18 protein-coding genes are annotated in these 20,154 nt (G+C 69.1%); 7 read left to right on the top strand and 11 right to left on the bottom strand.

Translation table 11 applies throughout. The features are described from left to right. Positions 1-10 precede the first annotated feature (10 nt). From Q673_RS21650 to Q673_RS21635, 4 genes are all read left to right on the top strand, one after another. Positions 11-1,180, top strand: a complete 1,170-nt coding sequence (locus Q673_RS21650; protein ID WP_023004725.1) for a phosphoglycerate kinase — start codon at positions 11-13, stop codon at positions 1,178-1,180. An 86-nt stretch (positions 1,181-1,266) separates the two neighbouring features. Further along, the gene (gene fba, locus Q673_RS21645; protein WP_023004724.1) at positions 1,267-2,331 is read left to right on the top strand and encodes a class II fructose-bisphosphate aldolase; all 1,065 of its coding nucleotides are present in this window, start codon (positions 1,267-1,269) and stop codon (positions 2,329-2,331) included. Positions 2,332-2,495: 164 nt separating this feature from the next. Further along, positions 2,496-3,182: an HAD family hydrolase gene (locus Q673_RS21640; protein ID WP_023004723.1), complete on the top strand. Its 687-nt coding sequence runs from the start codon at positions 2,496-2,498 to the stop codon at positions 3,180-3,182. A gap of 109 nt (positions 3,183-3,291) precedes the next feature. Continuing rightward, the gene (locus Q673_RS21635) at positions 3,292-3,666 is read left to right on the top strand and encodes a translation initiation factor Sui1 (protein WP_023004722.1); all 375 of its coding nucleotides are present in this window, start codon (positions 3,292-3,294) and stop codon (positions 3,664-3,666) included. Here the strand turns inward: Q673_RS21635 and Q673_RS21630 are convergent. Beyond that, positions 3,647-4,531 (bottom strand): NAD-dependent protein deacetylase, encoded by an 885-nt coding sequence (locus Q673_RS21630; protein ID WP_023004721.1) that lies wholly within the window; start codon positions 4,529-4,531, stop codon positions 3,647-3,649. The two genes, Q673_RS21635 and Q673_RS21630, sit on opposite strands and share 20 nt — an antisense overlap. A 106-nt stretch (positions 4,532-4,637) precedes the next feature. On the opposite strand from Q673_RS21630, the gene Q673_RS21625 reads away from it, so the two are divergent. Then, on the top strand, positions 4,638-5,534 hold the full coding sequence (locus tag Q673_RS21625) for a nuclease-related domain-containing protein (protein ID WP_023004720.1): 897 nt from the start codon (positions 4,638-4,640) through the stop codon (positions 5,532-5,534). Between the two features lie 5 nt (positions 5,535-5,539). On the opposite strand, the gene Q673_RS21620 is transcribed toward Q673_RS21625, so the two are convergent. The 10 genes from Q673_RS21620 to glnA form a co-directional block, all read right to left on the bottom strand. Further along, positions 5,540-6,889, bottom strand: a complete 1,350-nt coding sequence (locus Q673_RS21620; RefSeq protein ID WP_023004719.1) for a deoxyguanosinetriphosphate triphosphohydrolase — start codon at positions 6,887-6,889, stop codon at positions 5,540-5,542. Between the two features lie 64 nt (positions 6,890-6,953). Next, positions 6,954-8,450, bottom strand: a complete 1,497-nt coding sequence (locus tag Q673_RS21615) for a tripartite tricarboxylate transporter permease (RefSeq protein ID WP_023004718.1) — start codon at positions 8,448-8,450, stop codon at positions 6,954-6,956. Between the two features lie 8 nt (positions 8,451-8,458). Beyond that, the gene (locus tag Q673_RS21610; RefSeq protein WP_023004717.1) at positions 8,459-8,932 is read right to left on the bottom strand and encodes a tripartite tricarboxylate transporter TctB family protein; all 474 of its coding nucleotides are present in this window, start codon (positions 8,930-8,932) and stop codon (positions 8,459-8,461) included. Beyond that, the gene (locus Q673_RS21605) at positions 8,929-9,930 is read right to left on the bottom strand and encodes a Bug family tripartite tricarboxylate transporter substrate binding protein (RefSeq protein WP_052004161.1); all 1,002 of its coding nucleotides are present in this window, start codon (positions 9,928-9,930) and stop codon (positions 8,929-8,931) included. Before Q673_RS21605 ends, Q673_RS21610 begins: the two co-directional genes overlap by 4 nt. Positions 9,931-10,014: 84 nt before the next feature. Continuing rightward, the gene (locus tag Q673_RS21600) at positions 10,015-11,214 is read right to left on the bottom strand and encodes a CaiB/BaiF CoA transferase family protein (protein WP_023004715.1); all 1,200 of its coding nucleotides are present in this window, start codon (positions 11,212-11,214) and stop codon (positions 10,015-10,017) included. 5 nt (positions 11,215-11,219) lie between these two features. Further along, positions 11,220-12,170: a hydroxymethylglutaryl-CoA lyase gene (locus tag Q673_RS21595; RefSeq protein ID WP_023004714.1), complete on the bottom strand. Its 951-nt coding sequence runs from the start codon at positions 12,168-12,170 to the stop codon at positions 11,220-11,222. Between the two features lie 92 nt (positions 12,171-12,262). Next, positions 12,263-13,681: a nitrogen regulation protein NR(I) gene (gene ntrC / locus Q673_RS21590; RefSeq protein WP_023004713.1), complete on the bottom strand. Its 1,419-nt coding sequence runs from the start codon at positions 13,679-13,681 to the stop codon at positions 12,263-12,265. Then, positions 13,674-14,720, bottom strand: a complete 1,047-nt coding sequence (gene glnL / locus Q673_RS21585; protein WP_031217548.1) for a nitrogen regulation protein NR(II) — start codon at positions 14,718-14,720, stop codon at positions 13,674-13,676. Before glnL ends, ntrC begins: the two co-directional genes overlap by 8 nt. Before the next feature lie 347 nt (positions 14,721-15,067). Then, positions 15,068-15,631, bottom strand: a complete 564-nt coding sequence (locus tag Q673_RS21580) for a DUF4124 domain-containing protein (protein ID WP_023004710.1) — start codon at positions 15,629-15,631, stop codon at positions 15,068-15,070. A gap of 152 nt (positions 15,632-15,783) precedes the next feature. Continuing rightward, positions 15,784-17,190: a glutamate--ammonia ligase gene (gene glnA, locus Q673_RS21575; RefSeq protein ID WP_023004709.1), complete on the bottom strand. Its 1,407-nt coding sequence runs from the start codon at positions 17,188-17,190 to the stop codon at positions 15,784-15,786. 452 nt (positions 17,191-17,642) lie between these two features. Here glnA and Q673_RS21570 point away from each other — a divergent pair, with 452 nt between their 5' ends. Continuing rightward, positions 17,643-18,191, top strand: a complete 549-nt coding sequence (locus tag Q673_RS21570; RefSeq protein ID WP_023004708.1) for a hypothetical protein — start codon at positions 17,643-17,645, stop codon at positions 18,189-18,191. A gap of 99 nt (positions 18,192-18,290) precedes the next feature. Next, positions 18,291-20,117 carry a translational GTPase TypA gene (gene typA, locus Q673_RS21565; RefSeq protein WP_023004707.1) on the top strand — a complete coding sequence of 609 codons (1,827 nt, stop codon included), beginning with the start codon at positions 18,291-18,293 and terminating at the stop codon, positions 20,115-20,117. Positions 20,118-20,154: the final 37 nt, after the last annotated feature.

Here is a 20,154-nt window from a genome sequence, read left to right as displayed (position 1 = left end):
ACGCCCCCCGATGAACGTGCGCAAGATGACCGACCTCGACCTCAGCGGAAAGCGCGTGCTGATCCGCGAGGACCTCAACGTACCCGTCAAGCACGGCAAGGTCTCCAGCGACGCCCGCCTGCGCGCCGCCCTGCCCTCCATCCAGGCCGCCCTGGACGCCGGCGCCCGGGTGTTGCTGATGAGCCACCTGGGCCGCCCCACCGAGGGCAAGCCGGCCGAGGAGTTCTCCCTGGCGCCGGTGGCCGACCACCTGGGCGAGCTGCTGGGCCGCCCGGTGCGCCTGGTCGGCGCCTACCTGGAGGACGAGGTCGAGGTGGCCGACGGCGAGGTGGTGCTGCTGGAGAACGTGCGCTTCAACAGCGGCGAGAAGAAGGACGACGAGACCCTCGCCCAGCAGTATGCCGCCCTGTGCGACATCTTCGTGATGGACGCCTTCGGCACCGCCCACCGCGCCCAGGCCTCCACCCATGGCGTGGCGCGCTTCGCCCCCGTAGCCTGTGCCGGCCCGCTGCTGGCCGCCGAGCTCGACGCCCTGGAGAAGGCGCTGGCCACCCCGGCCCGCCCCATGGCGGCCATCGTCGGTGGCTCCAAGGTCTCCACCAAGCTGGAGGTGCTCAACGCCCTCTCCGAGAAGTGCGACCAGCTGATCGTCGGCGGCGGCATCGCCAACACCTTCATCGCCGCGGCGGGCCACAACGTCGGCAAGTCGCTGCATGAGGCCGACCTGATCGACCAGGCCAAGGCCCTGATGGCGAAGGTCGAGATTCCGCTGCCCACCGACGTGGTGGTGGCCACCGAGTTCTCCGAGTCCGCCACCGCCACCGTCAAGCCGGTGGACCAGGTGGCGGACGACGAGATGATCCTCGACATCGGCCCCGAGAGCGCCGCACGCCTGGCCGCCCTGCTCAAGGACGCCGGTACCATCCTCTGGAACGGCCCGGTGGGCGTGTTCGAGATCGACCAGTTCGGCCGCGGCACCGAGGTGATCGCGAAGGCCATCGCCGAGAGCCCGGCCTTCTCCATCGCCGGCGGCGGCGACACCCTGGCCGCCATCGACAAGTACGCCATCGCCGAGCGGGTCTCCTACATCTCCACCGGCGGCGGCGCCTTCCTAGAGTACGTCGAGGGCAAGACCCTGCCGGCGGTGGCCGCCCTGGAGGCCGCCGCGGCCCGGGGCTGATAGACTGCCCTCACTTCACGCCCCTTCCCTTTGCCACGCGGCGGCGCCCGACGGGCCCGCCGCCATCACGACAGACAGGTGACACCATGGCACTGATCAGCATGCGCCAGTTGCTGGACCACGCCGCCGAGCACGGCTACGGCGTGCCGGCCTTCAACGTCAACAACCTCGAACAGATGCGCGCCATCATGGAAGCCGCCGACCGCACCAACTCCCCGGTGATCGTCCAGGCCTCCGCTGGCGCCCGCAAGTACGCCGGCGCCCCCTTCCTGCGCCACCTGATACTGGCCGCGGTGGAGGAGTTCCCCCACATCCCGGTGGTGATGCACCAGGACCACGGCACCAGCCCCGCGGTGTGCCAGCGCTCCATCCAGCTGGGCTTCTCCTCGGTGATGATGGACGGCTCCCTGGGCGAGGACGGCAAGACCCCGACCAGCTACGACTACAACGTCGACGTCACCCGTCGCACCGTGGAGATGGCCCACGCCTGCGGCGTCTCCGTGGAGGGTGAGCTGGGCTGCCTGGGCAGCCTGGAGACCGGCATGGCCGGCGAGGAGGACGGCATCGGCGCCGAGGGCAAGCTCGATATGGAGCAGCTGCTCACCGATCCCGAGGAGGCGGCCGACTTCGTCAAGGCCACCCAGGTCGACGCCCTGGCCATCGCCATCGGCACCAGCCACGGTGCCTACAAGTTCACCCGGCCGCCCACCGGCGACACCCTCTCCATCCAGCGCATCAAGGAGATCCACGCCCGCATCCCCGACACCCACCTGGTGATGCACGGCTCCTCCTCGGTGCCCCAGGAGTGGCTCGAGGTGATCAACGCCCACGGCGGCGAGATCCCCGAGACCTATGGCGTGCCGGTCGAGGAGATCATCGAGGGCATCAAGCACGGCGTGCGCAAGGTCAACATCGACACCGACCTGCGCCTGGCCTCCACCGGTGCGGTGCGTCGCTTCCTGGCCGAGAACCCCAGCGAGTTCGACCCGCGCAAGTACCTCAAGGAGACCGTCGCCGCTATGCGCGAGCTGTGCATCGCCCGCTACGAAGCCTTCGGCACCGCCGGCAACGCCTCCAAGATCAAGCCGATCAACCTGGAGGCGATGTTCGAGCGCTACGCCAGCGGCGAGCTCGACCCCAAGGTGCGCTGAGGCGCACGCCGCACGATCGACGGGCGACCCATGGGGGTCGCCCGTTGCGGTTGGCGGCCCCGGCAGCCCCCGACTTTAGAAACAGTGTTCGCAAAGTCCGCCATCTCGGCTTACACTAACGAGACACTGCCGATATCCCCTGGCCACACCCGCGAGGACTGGTGATGCCACGCCCCCTCTGCCTGCTCTTCGACTGCGACGGTACCCTGGTCGACAGCGAGCCACTGCTCGCCGACGAGATGGCCACCGCGCTCAACGCCGTGGGCCTGCCCTTTCAGGCCAGCGACTACATCGGCGAGTTTCGCGGGGCCCGCTTCCGACGCATCGTGGCCGAGCTGGAGAGCCGCCACGGCCGGGTCGACCCCGAGGCCCTAGGGCCGCTGGAGAGCACCATGCGCGCCAACCTCAACCGGCGCCTGGCCACCGAGCTCATCCCCATCGAGGGGGCCACCGAGGCACTGGCGGCGCTCTCCGACTACCCCATGGGCGTGGTTTCCAACGGGCCCGAGAACAAGATCCGCACCTCCCTAGAGGCCACCGGCCTCGGGCCCCTGTTCGGCGACCACCTGTTCAGCGCCTACACCGCCAACTGCTGGAAGCCTGATCCCTGCCTCTACGCCCATGCGGCACACGAGATGGGCTACCCGCCGGGGCGCTGCCTGGCCATCGAGGACTCGGTGGTGGGCGTGCGGGCCGCGCTGGCCGCCGGCATGACGGTGGTGCACCTCAATCGCTACCCGGACGTCGAGCAGACCCCGGAAGGCGCGATCATGATCACCAGCATGTTCCAGCTGCCCACCGTGGTCGCCCGCCTGGCCCGGGATCTCGCTCCCCGCGCCATCGCCCGCTGAGCGGGCCCGGCGAGCTCTCCTGCCGAGCCCCCGTCGCGTCATCATGCAGCCGGCGGCCACAGCCGCTATCATCCCGGCCATGTTCCTCCACCACTCCGGGAGTCCTTCCATGCCATCCCTCCAGGACCAGCTGCGCGGCCTCGTCTACTCCACCGAGCACGGCGAGACCTGCCCCGACTGTCGCCAGCCCGTCGCCGAGTGCCGCTGCGCCGAGCAGGCCGAGCAGGCCCGCCTGGCCGAGCTCGACGGCATCGTGCGCCTCCGCCGGGAGACCAGCGGCCGCAAGGGCAAGGGGGTGACCACCATCAGCGGCGTGCCGCTGCCCGAGGCCGAGCTGAAGCGCCTGGCCAAGGCGCTCAAGAAGCGCTGCGGCACCGGCGGCGCGGTCAAGGAAGGGGTGATCGAGATCCAGGGCGACCAGCGCGAGACCCTCAAGGCGGAGCTGGAGGCGCGCGGCTACACGGTCAGGCTGGCCGGCGGCTGAGGCCGGGCGCCAGCCGCTCGGCCAGGGCGTCGAGGGAGGCCTCCAGCGGCGCCGCCACCTTCAGCGCGAAGAGGTCGTCGGCCCGGGTACGCCCCAGGTTGAGGCAGGCGATGGGCTTGCCGTCGCGGGCCGCGGCGCGGGCGAAGCGGAAACCGGAGTAGACCATCAGCGACGAGCCCACCACCAGCAGGGCGTCGCTGGCCTCGAGCAGGGCGAAGGCCCGCGTCACCACCCCGCTCGGCACGCTGTCGCCGAAGAACACCACGTCGGGCTTCCAGATGCCATCGCCGCAGCGCGTGCAGGCCGGCACCCGGAACGCGGAGAAGTCCGCCTCCAGGTCGGCATCGCCGTCCGGGGCCGCCCCCGCCTCCTGCCTCGCCCAGCGCGGGTTGAGCGCCTCCAGCTCGGCGTGCAGCGCATGACGCATGCGACGGGCGCCGCACCCCATGCAGCGCACCCGGTCGGCGCGACCGTGGAGGTCGATCACCCGCCGCGAGCCGGCGCGCTGGTGCAGGCCGTCGACGTTCTGGGTGATCACCCCGTTTACCACGCCCTGCGCCTCGAGCCGCGCCAGGGCCTGGTGGGCGGCGTTGGGCCGCGCCTCGCCCAGGGTGCGGAAGCCCACCAGGGCGCGCGCCCAGTAGCGCTGCCGGGCGGCGTGGCTGCCCATGAACTGGCGGTGCTGCATGGGCGGCGAGCGCTTCCACTCGCCGGCGGCGTCCCGGTAGTCGGGGATGCCGCTGGCGGTGCTGATCCCCGCGCCGCTGAGCACCGCCAGCCGCGGGTGACGCTCGATGAAGGCGACCAGCGCCTCCAGGCTCGCCGGGTCGGGAGTGGTAAGGGGTGTTGCCGTCGCTGACGTCATCCTGCTGCCTCGCTGCCTGCGCCGAACAGAGCATGGCCCCCGGGGGGTGGGGTTGTCTAGAATAGGTCGACCTCCGCCGCTCCCTGCGCATGGGCAAGGAATCCCGATGGCCTGGCTGGAATACCTGCTCCCCCTGATCTTCCTGTTTCCCCTCGCCGCCATGGGGGTGATCGTGGTGGCACTGCGCAACCTGCATGACGCCCGGGTGCGCTCGCCCTTCGACGCCCGGCCGCTGCGCGAGCCCGGCCAGCACCTGCGCGACCGCCTCGACGACGCCTTCGCCGGCCTCTACCTCAACGGCGCCCTCGGCCCCCTGGTCACCCTGGTGCCGCTGGTCTACGGCATGGGACGCATGATCGTCTCCCATGAACAGCACTGGGTGGAGTGGGCCCTCTACGGCGCCCTGAGCACCCTGCTGGTGCTGGGCTACAGCTTCCGGCTGATGCGCGACTTCCAGCGCATCCGGCGCCTCAAGCTGGGGCTCGCCTGCGAGCTGGCGGTGGGCCAGGAGCTCGAGCGCCTGGTGCGCCCCGAGGCCCATCCCTTCTATGTCTTCCACGACATCCCCGCGGGCCGCACCCGCATCGACCACGTGGTGGTGACCCCCTGCGGGGTCTTCGTGGTGGAGACCCGCGCCCGCACCCGCCCCGTCGCCCCCTCCGGCGAGGAGCTCGACCGTCTGGTGGTGGAGAAGGCGCGGCTGCGCTTCCCGGGCTGGAGCGAGCGCAAGCCGCTGGCCAAGACCCGCGAGCTGGCGCGCTGGATGGCCGACTGGCTCGCCGAGCGCACCGGTCACGCGGTGCCGGTGATGGGCGTGCTGACCCTGCCCGGCTGGCGGGTGGAGGCCGACGACGGCCCCGACGACCTGCTGGTGGACAGCGGCGACGACCTGGCCGGCCGCCTCGCCACGCTCTGCCCCGGCGAATTCGACGCCGCCGCCCACGACGCCGTCATCGCCACCCTGATGGCCCACATCGGCGCCAGCCGCGCGCCCGGCGCCTAGCCCCCTCAGTCGCCGCGCAGGCGCCCGCCCATCTCCTGGGCCAGGTCCACGGCGTAGTGGTCGGTCATGCCACCGATGAAGTCCAGCATGCGCCGGTAGCTGTCGTAGAGGCCCCAGGAGGGGCGCGGGGTGTTCTCGCCGATCAGCGCCAGCACGCGCTGGTGCTTGAAGGTGGAGCGCCCGGTGTGGTGCAGCTCATGGGCCGCGCCGATGAAGGCCTCCAGCAGGATGCCCAGGGTCGTGTAGGCGCCGATCTCCAGCTTGGCCTTGCGCTCGTTCTGGAAGATCCGCTCCCGGGCCAGCTGCTTGGCCGCCTTCACCCCCCAGTCGAGGTCCGGGTGACAGAGCTCGAGCAGGTCCTGGCGCAGCCGCCCGGCGAGCAGCTCCGCCTCGTGCTGCACGAACACCGCACCGACGTCGTTCACCGCCCGCTCCATGGCCGCCCCGCGCAGGGCAGCGATGCGCCGCCGCTGGGAGACCCCCTGGCGCTGCATGGCGGCGTAGTCGGGGGGCTCGCCGCCGGCGATCTGGATCAGGATCTCGGCGACCTCGTCGAAGCGCAGGATGCCCATCTCCAGGCCATCCTCCAGGTCGAGCAGCGCATAGCAGATGTCATCGGCGGCCTCCACCAGCCAGGCCAGGGGGTGGCGGCACCAACGCCCCTCCCCGTCGGCGGGCAGCCCCAGGCGCTCGGCCACCTCCACCAGCAGGTGGCGCTCGCTCTGGTAGCAGCCGAACTTACCCATGGCACCGCCGTGTTCCACCGTCCAGGGGTACTTGAGCAGGGTGCCCAGCGTCGCCGTGGTCAGGCGCATGCCGCCGCGGAACTGGTTGTACTCGATCTGGGTGATCACCCGGAACCCCTGGGCGTTGCCCTCGTAGGTGAGCAGGTCCTCGCGCTCCAGCGGCGAGAGCCCCTCGAGCAGGCCGCTGCCGTCGGCCTCGGTGCGCTTGAACCAGTCGCGGATGGCGTACTCCCCGGCATGCCCGAAGGGAGGATTACCGATATCGTGGCCCAGGCAGGCGGCCTGGACGATCACCCCCAGGTCAGCGGGGGTGATCCAGCCGGGCAGGCGGCCGCTCAGCCGTTCGCCGACGATCATGCCCAGCGAGCGTCCCACGCAGCCCACCTCCAGGGAGTGGGTCAGGCGGGTGTGGATATGGTCGTTGTCGGTCAGCGGGTGGACCTGGGTCTTGCGCCCCAGGCGCCGGAAGGAACCGGCGAAGACGATGCGGTCGTGGTCCTTGTGGAAGGGGCTGCGGCCGATCTCCCCGCGGCCGTCGGCGGGGCGCGCGCCGCGCCGGTCGTGCAGGCGGCTTGGATCCAGCAGCCGCTCCCAGCTCATCTGCGTCATGGGCGTCTCTCCTTGAGGCGTCCATTCTGGCAGCCCCCGGCGCCGGCGCCCAGCCCCACGGCGGCTATGACCGCTTGCGCCGCATCAGCCAGTGGAACAGCAGCCCGCCCAGCAGCAGTGCGATGGCGAAGAGGTAGATACCCACCGAGATGTCGCTGTTCCAGATGATGCTCCAGTCGCCACCCGAGATCGACATGGCGCGGCGCAGGTTGTACTCCATCTGCCCTCCCAGCAGCAGTCCCAGCACCACCGGCACCGTGGGGATCTCAAGCTTGCGCAGCACATAGCCGAGCACGCCGAAGGCCAGCATCATGTAGAGGTCGAAGGCGCTGTTGCTCAACGAGTAGACCCCCACGAAGGCGACCATCACCACCATCGGCATCAGGAACCAGCCCGGTGCGCGCAGCACCCGGGCGAACAGCCCCACCAGCGGGATGTTCAGCGCCAGCAGCATCAGGTTGCCGATGAACAGCGCCGCCACCAGCCCCCATACCAGCTCGGGTTGGTTCTCGAACAGCAGCGGCCCCGGGGTGATGTTCATGGACAGCAGCAGCGCCAGCAGGATGGCAGTGGTGCCACTGCCCGGGATCCCCAGCGACAGCATCGGGATCAACGACCCGCCTGCGGCGGCGTTGTTACCCGCCTCCGGTGCCGCCACCCCGCGGGGGTCACCATTACCGAAGTCACCGCGCTTGCCGAGCCAGCGCCGCTCCAGGGTATAGGAGAGGAAGCTGCCCAGCGCCGCCCCGGCCCCGGGCAGCACCCCGGCGATGAAGCCAAGCGCCGAACTGCGACCGATCGTGCCACGACAGCTCCAGGCGGTGCGAATCCCGGGCATCGCCGAGCCCATCTCCATGGTGGGCTTGCGTCCCTGGTGGGAGTCCTCCAGGAACACCAGGCACTCGGAGATCGCGAACAGGCCGACCAGGGCCACGATGAAGTCGATGCCATCGTAGAGCTCATACCAGCCGAAGGTGTAGCGCGGGACGCTGCTGACCGAGTCAATGCCTACCGTGCCCAGCAGCAGCCCCAGGCAGGCCGCCAGGAAGCTCTTGGCCAGGTTGCCGCCGGTGACGCCGCCGATGGTGGCGAAGGCCAGCACGAACAGGGCGAAGTACTCGGCCGGCCCGAAGCGGATGGCGAAACTCACCAGCAGCGGCGCGAAGAGGACCAAGCCGATGGTCGCCACCAGTGCGCCGACGAAGGAGGCGACACCGGTCAGGCCGAGCGCCTCGCCGCCACGCCCCTGCTGCGCCATGGGGAAGCCGTCCAGGGTAGTCATCATCGCCGGCTCGTCACCGGGAATGTTGAGCAGGATCGAACTGATCCGCCCCCCGTACATGCAGCCGTAGTAGATGCTGACCAGCAGGATCAATGCGGCCGTCGCCGTGAGGCTGAAGTTGAAGGTAAGCGGGATCATCAGCGCCACCCCGTTCACCGGCCCCAGTCCAGGCAGCGCCCCGATCAGAGTGCCCAGCGCACAGCCGACCAGGGCCAGGAACAGATGCTGGGGCTCGAGCGCCACGGCGAAGCCCTGGGCGAGATAGGCGAGAAGCTCCATGGGACGATTTACCAATCCAGGCCCGGCATGTCCGGCAGCGGCATGCCAAGGGCGAATTCGAAGAGAAGATAGAGGCTCAGGGTCAGCAGCAGGCCGAAGGGCAGCGCCTGGCGCCACTGGGCCCCGAACAGGCGAATCATCAGGGTGACGGTAAGCAGGGCCGTGGGCAGGAATCCCAGCGGCTCGACGAGGCCGGCATAGACCATCAACAGGGCCAGCAGGAACAGTTGGCGAATCAGGGCGGCTCGCTCGGGCCAGCGCTGGTTCACTCCCGGCCGCACCATCAGGTAGAGGGAGAGCAGTGCCAGGGGCACGCAGACCAGGCGCGGGAAGACGCCCGGCCCCAGCGCCTGACCGAAGCCGCTGGTGTAGTCATGGGAGAGCCACCAGGCGGCGATAGCCACCACCAGCAGCACGGCGCCTGCCACCCGGTCGCCGACCGCCCCGGAAGGGCGGCCGGTTCGCACGACGCGATCGCTCACTCGATGACCCCGATCTCGCGGGAGATGCTCTCTACCTGGTCGATGGAGTCACGCACGAAGTCGCTGAACTCCTCTCCCCCACGCCACAGCGGCACCAGGCCGTTCTGCTCGGCCACGCCCTTCCACTCATCGCTGTCGTAGAGGGTCTTCAGGTCCTCCACCATGGCGGCATAGTCCTCATCGGAGACCTCGCCACCGGTGTAGAAACCGCGCCAGTTGTAGCCTGCCACGTCATAGCCCTGGGACACCGCGGTGGGCAGCGCGTCGAAGGGCTCGGGCAGCGGCTCCTCGGAGAGCACCGCCAGCACGCGCACATCTCCCGACTCGATGAAGCCGGCGATCTCGCCCAGGTCGGTGGAGACGACATCGACATGACCGCCCATCATCTGGGTCACGGCGGGGCCGCCGCCGTCGAACTGCACCCAGCGCAGGCTGCCGACCTGATCGTCGGGCATGCCCGCCGCCTTGGCCAGCATCAGGGCGCGGATATGGTCCCAGCCACCGGCACCGCTGGAGCCGGCCACCGCCAGGGCACCCGGGTCCTCGACCATGGTGTCCAGCAGCTGCTCCAGGGATTCGAAGCGGCTCTCGTCGTCCACCAGGACCACGCCCACGTCGGTACCCAGCATGCCCAGCCAGCGCATGGTATCGGCCCCACCGGGATACTTGCCCTGGGCGATCTGGGTCACGCCCACGGTGCTGGTCGCGACGATCAGGTCGCTGTCATCGGCGCGGTTGCCCGCGACGTTGGCGAAGGCCACCGCCCCGACGCCGCCCGGCATATTGGTCACCTGGACCGGGCCATCCACCAGGTCCAGCTCAAGCAGCAGCTTGCCCACCGAGCGGCAGGTGAAGTCCCAGCCGCCGCCCGGGTCTGCCGGGGCGATACACTCGCTGATCGGCAGTGCCTGGGCGGGCGCGCTCACCGCCACGCTCGCCCCCATCAGGGTCGCGGCGGCAAGGCTGAAGACTCCCTTGGTGACAGATTGCATTGGCATGTTCCTCCTGATTGTTGTTGTGGCGAGCATGACGCCCTCGCCGGGATGCACGGCCTGCCGGGATGGCGGCGTGTACAGCGTAGTTCAGATCACCTTGCCCGCCCGCAGCGACGCCAACGCCTGGCCCTCGATGCCGAGCTCGGCCAGCAGCTCGTCGGTATGCTCGCCGAGGCGCGGCACCGGGTGGTAGATGCTCGCCGGCGCCTCGCGCAACTTGACCGGGAAGCCGGTAACCGGCACCCGGCCGGAGGCCTGCGCAAGCTCCAAGCGCATCTCCTGGGCCTGCACCTGGGGGTCGGCGAAGGTCTCGCGCAGGTCGTGCACCCGTCCGCAGGGGACGCCGGCCTGGTTGAGATGCGCGATCCACTCCTCCACCCGGCGCGTCTGGATCACCTGGTCGAGGATCTTCCTCAGCGCCTCGCGATTGGCCATGCGTCTCGGGTTGTCGGCAAACCTTTCGTCTTCCAGCAGGTGCAGCATGTCCAGGGCACCGAGGAAGCGACGCACCATGGTGTCGTTGCTCGGGGCGATGGCCACCTCGCCGTCACTGGCCCTGAACAGCCCGTAGGGGTAGAGCATGGGATGATCGTTTCCGGTGCGTGACGGGACACGATCCGTGGCGAAGAACTCCGCCGCCAGATACCCCATCATGGCGATCAGCCCATTGGTCAGGGCCGTCTCGACGATGTCGCCCTGGCCGGTGGAGGCCCGGCGCACCAGGGCGGCGCAGATGCCGAAGGCCAGGTTCTGGCTGGCCACCATGTCGCTGATCGGGGGAGCTGCCCGCATCGGCTCACCGTCGGCGGTGCCGTTGACCCCCATGAAGCCGCTCATGGCCTGGGCGATGAAGTCGTAGGCGGGGCGATCCCGATAGGGCCCGGTGGAGCCGAAACCGTTGATCCGACCCACCACCAGGCGCGGGTAGCGCTCGCGCAGGGTATCGTCATCGAGCCCCATCTTGCCCAGCACCCCGGGGCGGAAGTTCTCCACCAGCACGTCGGCCCCCTCGAGCAGACGGTGCAGGATCGCCTTGCCCTCCTCGCTGCGCAGGTCGAGGGTCAGGGAGCGCTTGTTGCGGTTGAACTGGGCGAAGTACCAGCTTTCGCCGTTGACCATGTTGCCCTGGCTGCGCACCACGTCGCCCCGCCCCGGCGGCTCGACCTTGACCACGTCGGCACCATGGTCACCGAGGATCTGGGTACAGAAGGGCCCGGAGATCACCCGCGTCAGGTCGATGACGCGAATGCCGGAGAGCGACCCTGAGGCGTGTGAGGAGGGTGTCATCATCGTCATCCCTGAGCGGTGGGAACGCTGTCACAGGCGCTCAGCGCCAGACGTGGGCCCGCCTTGGAGACCTGTGCCGGCAGGGGCCGCCCCATCAGCTTGCTGGCCAGGCGCGAGGCCTTGATCAGCCCCTCGAGATCGAGGCCGGTGTCATGGCCCATCTCGAGCAGCAGGTAGGCCAGGTCCTCGCTGGCGATGTTGCCGGATGCGCCCGGGGCGAAGGGGCAGCCACCCAGTCCGCCGATCGAGCTCTCGTAGCGATCCACGCCCAGCGCCAGCCCCTGCATCACATTGGCCAGGCCGATACCGCGGGTGTTGTGGAAGTGCAGGGTCAGCGGCAGGCCGGGCACCGCCTCGCGCAGGCGCGTCACGCGCTCGGTGACCAGCGGCGGCGTCGCCATGCCGGTGGTATCCCCAAGCGACAGGTGCGTCGCCCCGAGGTCGGCGAACCGCCGTGCGATGGTGTCCACCGCCGCGACCGGGACATTGCCCTCGAAGGGACAGCCGAAGGCCGTGGCGATGGCCCCCCGCAGGGCGACCCCGCTGCCTTCGAGCAGGCGCGCGACCTGAGCGAAACCTTCCAGCGACTCGGCCACGCTACGGTTGACGTTCTTGGCGTTGTGGCGCTCCGATGCCGAGACGAACAGCACCACCGAATCCACCCCGGCCTCCAGGGCGCGCTCGGCCCCTCGCACATTGGGCACCAGCGCCGAGAGGTGTAGCCCCGGCGTGTCCCTGAGGGCAGCCACCATATCGGCGGCATCGGCCAGAGCCGGCACCGCCCGGGGGCTGACGAAGGAGGTCACCTCGAACTCGCGAACACCGGCGTCGACCAGAGCTCGCGCCAGTGAGAGCTTCTGCTCGGTGGTCAATACCACCGGCTCGTTCTGGAGGCCGTCACGGAGCCCCACTTCGGTGACGTGGATAGGCTTCGGCGGGGCGGCGGAGGAGGACATGGGCGGCCTACTTGAATGAAAGGTTGCTTATGGAAGCTACGCCAGCGCCGAGCCCGGCAACAATGCACCTTTCGTCCCATGACGCCTCTGCCTTATCCCTCCCCCTCGGCCAGCGCCGGCAACAGGACCTTGAGCTTGCGGGTGAGGGTGTTGCGCCCCCAGCCCAGCAGCTCGGCAGCCTCGCCCTTGCGGCCGCCGGTGTGACGCAGGGCGGTCTCGATCAGGATGCGTTCGAAGTCGGGAACGGCCTCCTCCAGCAGGTGGGTGTGGCCGGCGGCCAGGGCGCGGTCGGCCCAGTCGCGGAAGGCCACCCGCCAATCGCCGCCGGCACCGGCCGTCTCGTCGCCCTCGTCGCGCAGCTCCGGCGGCAGGTCCTCCACCAGGATCTCGCGACCGGAGGCCATCACCGTCAGCCAGCGGCAGGCGTTCTCCAGCTGGCGCACGTTGCCGGGCCAGGGCAGCCGGGTGAGGTGGCGCTCCGCCTCGGGGGTGAGCACCTTGACATCGGTGGCGAGCTCCTTGGCCGCCTCGGCCAGGAAGTGGCGGGTCAGCCGCGGGATGTCCTCGCGCCGCTCGGCGAGCCTGGGCAGGTGCACGCGGATGACGTTGAGACGGTGGAAGAGGTCCTCGCGGAAGCGGCCATCCTCCACCAGGCGCTCTAGGTCCTGGTGGGTGGCGGCGATGATGCGCACGTCCACCTTCACCGGCGTATGCCCGCCGACACGGTAGAACTCGCCGTCGGCCAGCACCCGCAGCAGCCGGGTCTGGGTCTCCGCCGGCATGTCGCCGATCTCGTCCAGGAACAGGGTGCCGCCGTTGGCCTGCTCGAAGCGCCCCTGGCGCTGGGCGGTGGCCCCGGTGAAGGCACCCTTCTCGTGACCGAACAGCTCCGACTCGATCAGGTCCTTGGGGATCGCCGCCATGTTGAGGGCGATGAACGGCTTGCCGGTGCGCGGGCTGTGCTGATGCAGGGCGCGGGCCACCCGCTCCTTGCCGGTGCCGGATTCGCCGTTGATCAGCACCGTGATGTGGGAGTGGGAGAGCCGGCCGATGGCGCGGAACACCTCCTGCATGGCCGGCGCCTCGCCGATGATCTCGGCGTCCAGCCCCTCGGGCACGCTGACCGGCTTCTTGCGCTCCCGGGCGTGGGCCACGGCGCGACGCACCAGGGCCAGCGCCTCGTCGACGTCGAAGGGCTTGGGCAGGTACTCGAAGGCGCCGCCCTGGTAGGAGGCCACGGCGCTGTCGAGGTCCGAGTGGGCGGTCATCACGATCACCGGCAGCTCAGGATGGGCCTCGCGCACCTTGGCCATCAGGTCCAGGCCATCGATGCCGGGCATGCGGATGTCGGTGACCAGCACGTCGGGCGGCTCGTCCAGCAGGCGCTGCAGGACGGTATCGGCGCGCTCGATGCACTCCACCTCGAGGTCGGGCTGGGCGAGGGCGCGCTCCAGCACCCAGCGAATGGCGCGATCGTCGTCGACGACCGCCACGCGTGCGACGTCAGTCATGGCGCATCTCCAGGGGAATCAGCAGTCGGAATTCGGTCTGGCCCGGCACGGAATCGCATTCGATCAGGCCCTGGTGCTGGTGCAGGATGCCCTGGGCGATGGAGAGCCCCAGGCCGCTGCCGTCGGCCCGCCCCGAGACCATGGGATAGAACAGCGTCTCCTGCAGCGAGGCGGGAATCCCCGGTCCGTTGTCGACGATCCCCACCTCGCAGACCAGGCGGTGGCGTTCAGCGCCCAGGGTGAACTGGCGCCGCGCCCGGGTGCGCAGCACCAGGTGCGGTGCGGGCGTGCCCGCCTCGTGCATTGCCTCCACGGCGTTGCGCGCCACGTTGAGCACCGCCTGGATCAGCTGCGCCTCGTCGCCGGCGAGGTCCGGCAGGCTGGGGTCGTAGTCGCGCTCGATGCTCACCGCGGGATGCTCGGCGAGCAGCAGGCTGCGCACCCGCTCCAGCACCTTGTGGATATTGACCGGCTCATGGCGCGCCACCCGGTTGGGACCGAGCATGGAGTCCACCAGGTCGCGCAGCCGGTCCACCTCCTCGATGATGATGCGGGTGAACTCGCGGTGGGCCGGGTTCTCCAGGTCGCGCTCCAGCAGCTGGGCCGCGCCACGGATGCCACCCAGTGGGTTCTTGACCTCATGGGCGAGGCCGCGGGTCAGCACCTTGACGGTCTCCTGGCGGGTCAGCAGCGCCTCCTCCCGGGAGATGCGGATCAGGCGGTCGCGGGGTTCCACCTCCAGCAGCAACTCGTGGGGGGAGAGCGGCGTGACCGTGTAGTCCACCGTCAGCGGCTCGCCGCCCAGCATGGCCAGGCGCGCCTCGCGCTGGGTGAAGGGGTGGAACTCGTCCCGGGCCTTGACCAGCACCTCGCCGAGACCGCCCTCGCTCTCCATCAGGGCACACAGCGACAGCCCCTGCACCCGGCTCAGGCTCACCGAAAGCAGCGCCTCGGCGGCGGGGTTCATCCACTCCAGTCGCAGCTCACCATCCAGCAGCAGCACCGCGATGGTGAGATGTTCCATCAAGCGTTGATACATCGAAGAGGCCATGTCGGATCCATGATTGCTCAGATGGTGCAAGAAGCGGGCCAGGCCCACGAGCCCCATGCCAACGCGGTTTGCCGGCGGCGGCGAGGCATCATGCGCACCAAATTAGTGCAAAACAGACCGACGTGCACCGTGGCGTGCACGCCCATGGCGGGCCGGGAGGACGCAGCGCCTCAGGGCGCCGCTTCATCCTGGCGCTCGGGCCCCAGGCGTTGCACCGCCCCATCGTCGGGCAGGCGTCGGGCGGGTGCCTCGAGCCGCCGCTCGGGGAGCACCTCGTCGTCCTCCTCGGGCGGGGGCGGGTCGTGGGGAGGCGGCGGCGGCTCGCGAGGGGGCAGCTAATCCGCCGGCTGGCGGTTCACGTTGGCGCGCAGCACATAGATGGTCACCGGCGCGGTGCGATGGCGCACCTCGCCGCCGGCATCCAGCAACTCGGCCTGCAGCACGTGCTCGCCGGGGTTCATGTTGGGCACCATGAAGGCGCTGGTATGCATCGCCGACTGGCTGACCTGGCCATCCACCAGCAGCCGCACGCGATGGTCCTCGCGCAGCCCCGGCTCGATGCCGAGATCCACGGTGATGTTGCCGGCCGCCCCCACCGGGAAGGCCTGCTCGTGGGTGGGCGAGACGATGCGGAAGCTGTCGTAGGGCATGAACGGCTGACCCGGGGAGGCCGAGGCTGCCGCGGCCTCCTCGACGCGAGGAACGGCCGGGCCGCTGCGCACCTCGCCGGTGGAGGGCACCACGGTGACCGGGGCCAGCTCCACCTGCTCGCCGCCGCGGTCCGGGTTGTCGGTGAACACCACGTTGCCCTGGGCGTCGGTGGTGCGGTAGATGGTCTGTGCCTGGGCCACCAGGCTCACGCCCATGCCCACCACCAGCGTCAGCACTGCCTTGTTCATGGGGAATCCCTGCGTATCGGCTCGTCACCGGAATGGATCGACGTCGTCCTGTCGGGCCTATGCCTTGGATAGTGTAGAGAAGAAAGGGGTTCCGCCGGTAGCGGAACCCCTTTCGATTCACCTGGCACCGACGCCCCGCGGGGCGCTCGGCATCAGCAGCTGTAGTACATGTCGAACTCGATGGGATGGGTGGTCATGCGGATGCGCTCCACGTCCTCCATCTTGAGCTCGATATAGGCATCGATCATGTCGTCGGTGAAGACGCCACCCTCGGTCAGGAAGGCGCGGTCGGCGTCCAGCGCCTCCAGGGCCTGGTCGAGGCTGTGGGCCACGGTGGGCACCTTCTTGCCCTCTTCCGGCGGCAGGTCATAGAGGTTCTTGTCCATGGCGTCGCCGGGGTGGATCTTGTTCTTGATGCCGTCGATGCCGGCCATCAGCATCGCCGCGAAGCACAGGTAGGGGTTGGCGGTCGGGTCCGGGAAACGGCACTCGATGCGCTTGCCCTTGGGGCTGGCGGTGTAGGGGATGCGGATGGAGGCGGAACGGTTGCGGGCGCTGTAGGCCAGCATCACCGGCGCCTCGAAGCCCGGCACCAGGCGCTTGTAGGAGTTGGTGGAAGCGTTGGTGAAGGCGTTCAGGGCACGCGCGTGCTTGACGATGCCACCGATGTAGTACAGCGCCATCTCGGAGAGGCCGGCGTACTCGTCACCGGCGAACTGGTTCTGGCCGTCCTTCCAGAAGGACTGGTGGACGTGCATGCCGGAACCGTTGTCGCCGACCAGCGGCTTGGGCATGAAGGTCGCGGTCTTGCCGTAGGCGTGGGCCACGTTGTGCACCACGTACTTCATTTCCTGCAGCTCGTCGGCCTTCTTCACCAGGGTGTTGAACTTGACCCCGATCTCGTTCTGGCCGGCGTTGGAGACCTCGTGGTGGTGCACCTCGACGCTCTGGCCGATCGCCTCCAGGGTGTTGCACATGGCGCCGCGGATGTCGTGGAAGCTGTCCACCGGCGGCACCGGGAAGTAGCCGCCCTTGACCCGCGGACGGTGGCCCAGGTTGCCCCCCTCGACCTGGCGGTCGGTGGCCCAGGCGCCCTCCTCGGAGGTGATCTTGTACATGGCGCCTTCGATGTCGGCCTTCCAGTGCACCTCGTCGAAGATGAAGAACTCGGGCTCCGGGCCGAAGAAGGCGGTGTCGCCAAGGCCGGTGGACTGCAGGTAGGCCTCGGCACGCTTGGCGATGGAGCGCGGGTCGCGATCGTAGCCCTGCATGGTGGCCGGCTCGATGATGTCGCAGCGCAGCACCAGGGTGGCGTCCTCGGTGAAGGGGTCGAGGAAGCCGGTGCCGTCCTCGGGGCGCAGGATCATGTCGGACTCGTTGATGCCCTTCCAGCCGGAGATGGAAGAACCGTCGAACATCTGGCCGTTCTCGAAGAACTCCTCATCGACGTCACGGGCCGGAATGGAGACGTGCTGCTCCTTGCCTTTGGTGTCGGTGAAACGCAGATCCACCCACTTGACGTCGTGTTCTTCGATCAGGGCGAGCGTCTTGGCAGCCATGGTGTCCTCCAGATTGAGCTGAGCTCGATGGTTTTGGTGAAGCGTCGATCGCGAAGCAGGAACCTCTGCGATCTTTTGTAGCACGCCGTGGGATCGCTGCCCACGACCGCCCGGCCTCGCCGAGCGCTGGCCATAACAATGCACGCTGCGTGCCAACCCTGCACCCATCGGCACCATCGACCCTGCAAACATATGAAAATCAGCGGCTTTTACCACCAACGCCCGCTGCACCCCGATGACGCACTCGCCTTGGAAGGGCGCTTGCACCGCCACGCTGCACCCTGAAGGTGCAGTCAATCACCCTGATGCACCGCGATCGATCGCACGCCGCCGCGAAAAGGGCCTTTGATACATCCTTTAACCAGGGGCTACACTTTCTTACATGGAGACCCGCCGGCTGCGCCCCCCCTGGCCGCCATCCGGAGCCTACCGCGCCTGGCCTCGGAGCTCGCATGGCCCCTACCCTCGCCACCCTGATCCTCGACGCTCGCCGCGCCGGCCCGCGGCTGCCGCGGGAGCTCGCCGTGGTGGCGCCGCTTGCCGACGGCCAGGCGCTGGAACTGGTGGTGCTCGATGACACCGGTGACCGCCGTGTCGCAGGCATCGCCCGGCGCTACCGGGCGCGCCACCTGCCGCTCTCCCCGGCCTGCCTGGGCGAGCGCCTGAGCCTCGCCATCCCGCGCACCGCCGGCGAGGTGCTGGTGTTTCCGGTGCTCGGCTGCGTGACGGCCGCCCCGGCCCTGCTGCGGCTGGCCCGCCGGGTCGCCGCCGGCGAGCTCGACGCGGTGAGCCTGACCGACGCCCGCCCGAGGCTGGTCGACCGCCTGCTCGGCCGCCCCCGGATCGACGGCGAGGTCGGCGTCTGCGTGAAACGCGCGTGGTACGAGCGCATCGGTGGCTGCGACCCGCGCCTCGACCGCGACGCCCTGCCCGACCTGCTGACCCGCCTGCGCCACTGCGGCGCCCGCATCGTCCCCGCCCAAACCATTGAAAAGGCGTGATACGGCGGCATGGATCGCAAAGTTCACGAGACAACGCTGGTAGGGGCCGCGCCTCACCCCCTATAATGCGTCCCCGTTTTTTCCCAGCAGGATCCCGTCGTGATCGAGAATCTTCGCAACATCGCCATCATCGCTCACGTCGACCACGGCAAGACCACCCTGGTCGACAAACTCCTCCAGCAGTCCGGCACCCTGGACCGCAAGGCCGAGGGGCAGGAGCGCATCATGGACTCCAACGACCAGGAGAAGGAGCGCGGCATCACCATCCTGGCCAAGAACACGGCGATCCGCTGGCAGGCCCCCGATGGCCAGGACTACCACATCAACATCGTCGACACCCCCGGACACGCCGACTTCGGCGGCGAGGTGGAGCGCGTGATGTCGATGGTCGACTCGGTGCTGCTGCTGGTGGACGCCGTCGACGGTCCCATGCCGCAAACCCGCTTCGTCACCCAGAAGGCCTTCGACCAGGGCCTCAAGCCGATCGTGGTGGTCAACAAGATCGACCGCCCCGGCGCCCGCCCCGACTGGGTCATCGACCAGATCTTCGACCTCTTCGATAACCTCGGCGCCTCCGACGAGCAGCTCGACTTCCCGATCATCTACTGCTCGGCGCTCAACGGCATCGCCGGCCCCGATCCCGACGAGCTGGCCGAGGACATGACCCCCATGTTCCAGTCCATCGTCGACATCGTCGAGCCGCCCAAGGTCGAGGTCGACGGCCCCTTCCAGATGCAGATCTCGGCGCTGGACTACTCCAGCTACGTGGGCGTCATCGGCCTGGGCCGCATCACCCGCGGCTCGGTGAAGCCCAACCAGCAGGTCGTGGTGGTCAGCAAGGAGGGCAAGGAGCGCAAGGGCAAGGTCGGCCAGGTGATGACCCACCTCGGCCTGGAGCGCGTGCAGACCGACGAGGCCACCGCCGGCGACATCGTCTGCATCACCGGCATCGACGCCCTAGCGATCTCCGACACCCTGTGCGACCCGGCCGCCGTCGAGGCGCTGCCGCCGCTCTCCGTGGACGAGCCCACCGTCTCCATGACCTTCCAGGTCAACGACTCGCCCTTCGCCGGCAAGGACGGCAAGTTCGTCACCAGCCGCAACATCAAGGACCGCCTCGACCAGGAGCTGATCCACAACGTGGCGCTGCGCGTCGAGCAGGGTGACAGCCCCGAGAAGTTCATCGTCTCCGGGCGCGGCGAGCTGCACCTCTCGGTGCTGATCGAGACCATGCGCCGCGAGGGCTTCGAGCTCGCCGTGGGTCGCCCCGAGGTGATCATCCGCGAGATCGACGGCGAGAAGCAGGAGCCCTACGAGGAAGTCATCATCGACTGCGAGGAGCAGCACCAGGGCGCCATCATGGAGGAGCTCGGCTACCGCAAGGGCGAGCTCAAGAACATGAACCCCGACGGCAAGGGCCGGGTGCGCCTGGACTTCATCATCCCCGCGCGCGGGCTGATCGGCTTCCGTGGCCAGTTCATGACCCTCACTTCCGGCACCGGCATCCTCACCAGCCGCTTCGACCACTACGGCCCGCTCAAGCCCGATGCCGCCATCGAGCGTCGCAACGGCGTGCTGGTCTCCATGGTCTCCGGCAAGGCGCTGGCCTATGCCCTCTATGCCCTGCAGGAGCGCGGCAAGCTGATCATCGACCACGGCACCGAGGTCTATGAAGGCATGCTGGTGGGCATCAACAACCGTGCCAACGACATGGTGGTCAACCCCACCAAGGGCAAGAAGCTCGACAACATGCGCGCCTCGGGCAACGACGAGAACATCGTGCTGACCCCGCCGGTGAGGTTCACCCTGGAGCAGGCCATCGAGTTCCTCGACGACGACGAGCTGGTGGAGATCACCCCCAACCATATCCGCCTGCGCAAGAAGTTCCTCACCGAGAACGAGCGCAAGCGCGCCGGCAAGAAGTAAGCCCCGCGCCCGCAGCAAGGCCCGCCGATCGGCGGGC

Origin of the sequence: Halomonas sp. PBN3 (genome assembly GCF_000475415.1) — a bacterium.
GTDB lineage: Bacteria > Pseudomonadota > Gammaproteobacteria > Pseudomonadales > Halomonadaceae > Halomonas > Halomonas shengliensis.
Note: the sequence above shows the minus strand (reverse complement) of the source record. Positions and strands in the feature narration are given on the sequence as shown.

Bases quoted from the DNA above. Each gene is read 5' to 3' on its own strand.
- Q673_RS21640 (WP_023004723.1), top strand. From the start codon at position 2,496: ATGCCACGCCCCCTCTGCCTGCTCTTCGACTGCGACGGTACCCTGGTC.
- Q673_RS21580 (WP_023004710.1), bottom strand. From the start codon at position 15,631: ATGAACAAGGCAGTGCTGACGCTGGTGGTGGGCATGGGCGTGAGCCTG.
- Q673_RS21635 (WP_023004722.1), top strand. From the start codon at position 3,292: ATGCCATCCCTCCAGGACCAGCTGCGCGGCCTCGTCTACTCCACCGAG.
- Q673_RS21615 (WP_023004718.1), bottom strand. From the start codon at position 8,450: ATGGAGCTTCTCGCCTATCTCGCCCAGGGCTTCGCCGTGGCGCTCGAG.
- Q673_RS21650 (WP_023004725.1), top strand. From the start codon at position 11: ATGAACGTGCGCAAGATGACCGACCTCGACCTCAGCGGAAAGCGCGTG.
- glnA (WP_023004709.1), bottom strand. From the start codon at position 17,190: ATGGCTGCCAAGACGCTCGCCCTGATCGAAGAACACGACGTCAAGTGG.
- Q673_RS21595 (WP_023004714.1), bottom strand. From the start codon at position 12,170: ATGTCCTCCTCCGCCGCCCCGCCGAAGCCTATCCACGTCACCGAAGTG.
- ntrC (WP_023004713.1), bottom strand. From the start codon at position 13,681: ATGACTGACGTCGCACGCGTGGCGGTCGTCGACGACGATCGCGCCATT.
- Q673_RS21570 (WP_023004708.1), top strand. From the start codon at position 17,643: ATGGCCCCTACCCTCGCCACCCTGATCCTCGACGCTCGCCGCGCCGGC.
- Q673_RS21630 (WP_023004721.1), bottom strand. From the start codon at position 4,531: ATGACGTCAGCGACGGCAACACCCCTTACCACTCCCGACCCGGCGAGC.
- glnL (WP_031217548.1), bottom strand. From the start codon at position 14,720: ATGTATCAACGCTTGATGGAACATCTCACCATCGCGGTGCTGCTGCTG.
- Q673_RS21605 (WP_052004161.1), bottom strand. From the start codon at position 9,930: ATGCCAATGCAATCTGTCACCAAGGGAGTCTTCAGCCTTGCCGCCGCG.
- fba (WP_023004724.1), top strand. From the start codon at position 1,267: ATGGCACTGATCAGCATGCGCCAGTTGCTGGACCACGCCGCCGAGCAC.
- Q673_RS21625 (WP_023004720.1), top strand. From the start codon at position 4,638: ATGGCCTGGCTGGAATACCTGCTCCCCCTGATCTTCCTGTTTCCCCTC.
- Q673_RS21600 (WP_023004715.1), bottom strand. From the start codon at position 11,214: ATGACACCCTCCTCACACGCCTCAGGGTCGCTCTCCGGCATTCGCGTC.
- Q673_RS21620 (WP_023004719.1), bottom strand. From the start codon at position 6,889: ATGACGCAGATGAGCTGGGAGCGGCTGCTGGATCCAAGCCGCCTGCAC.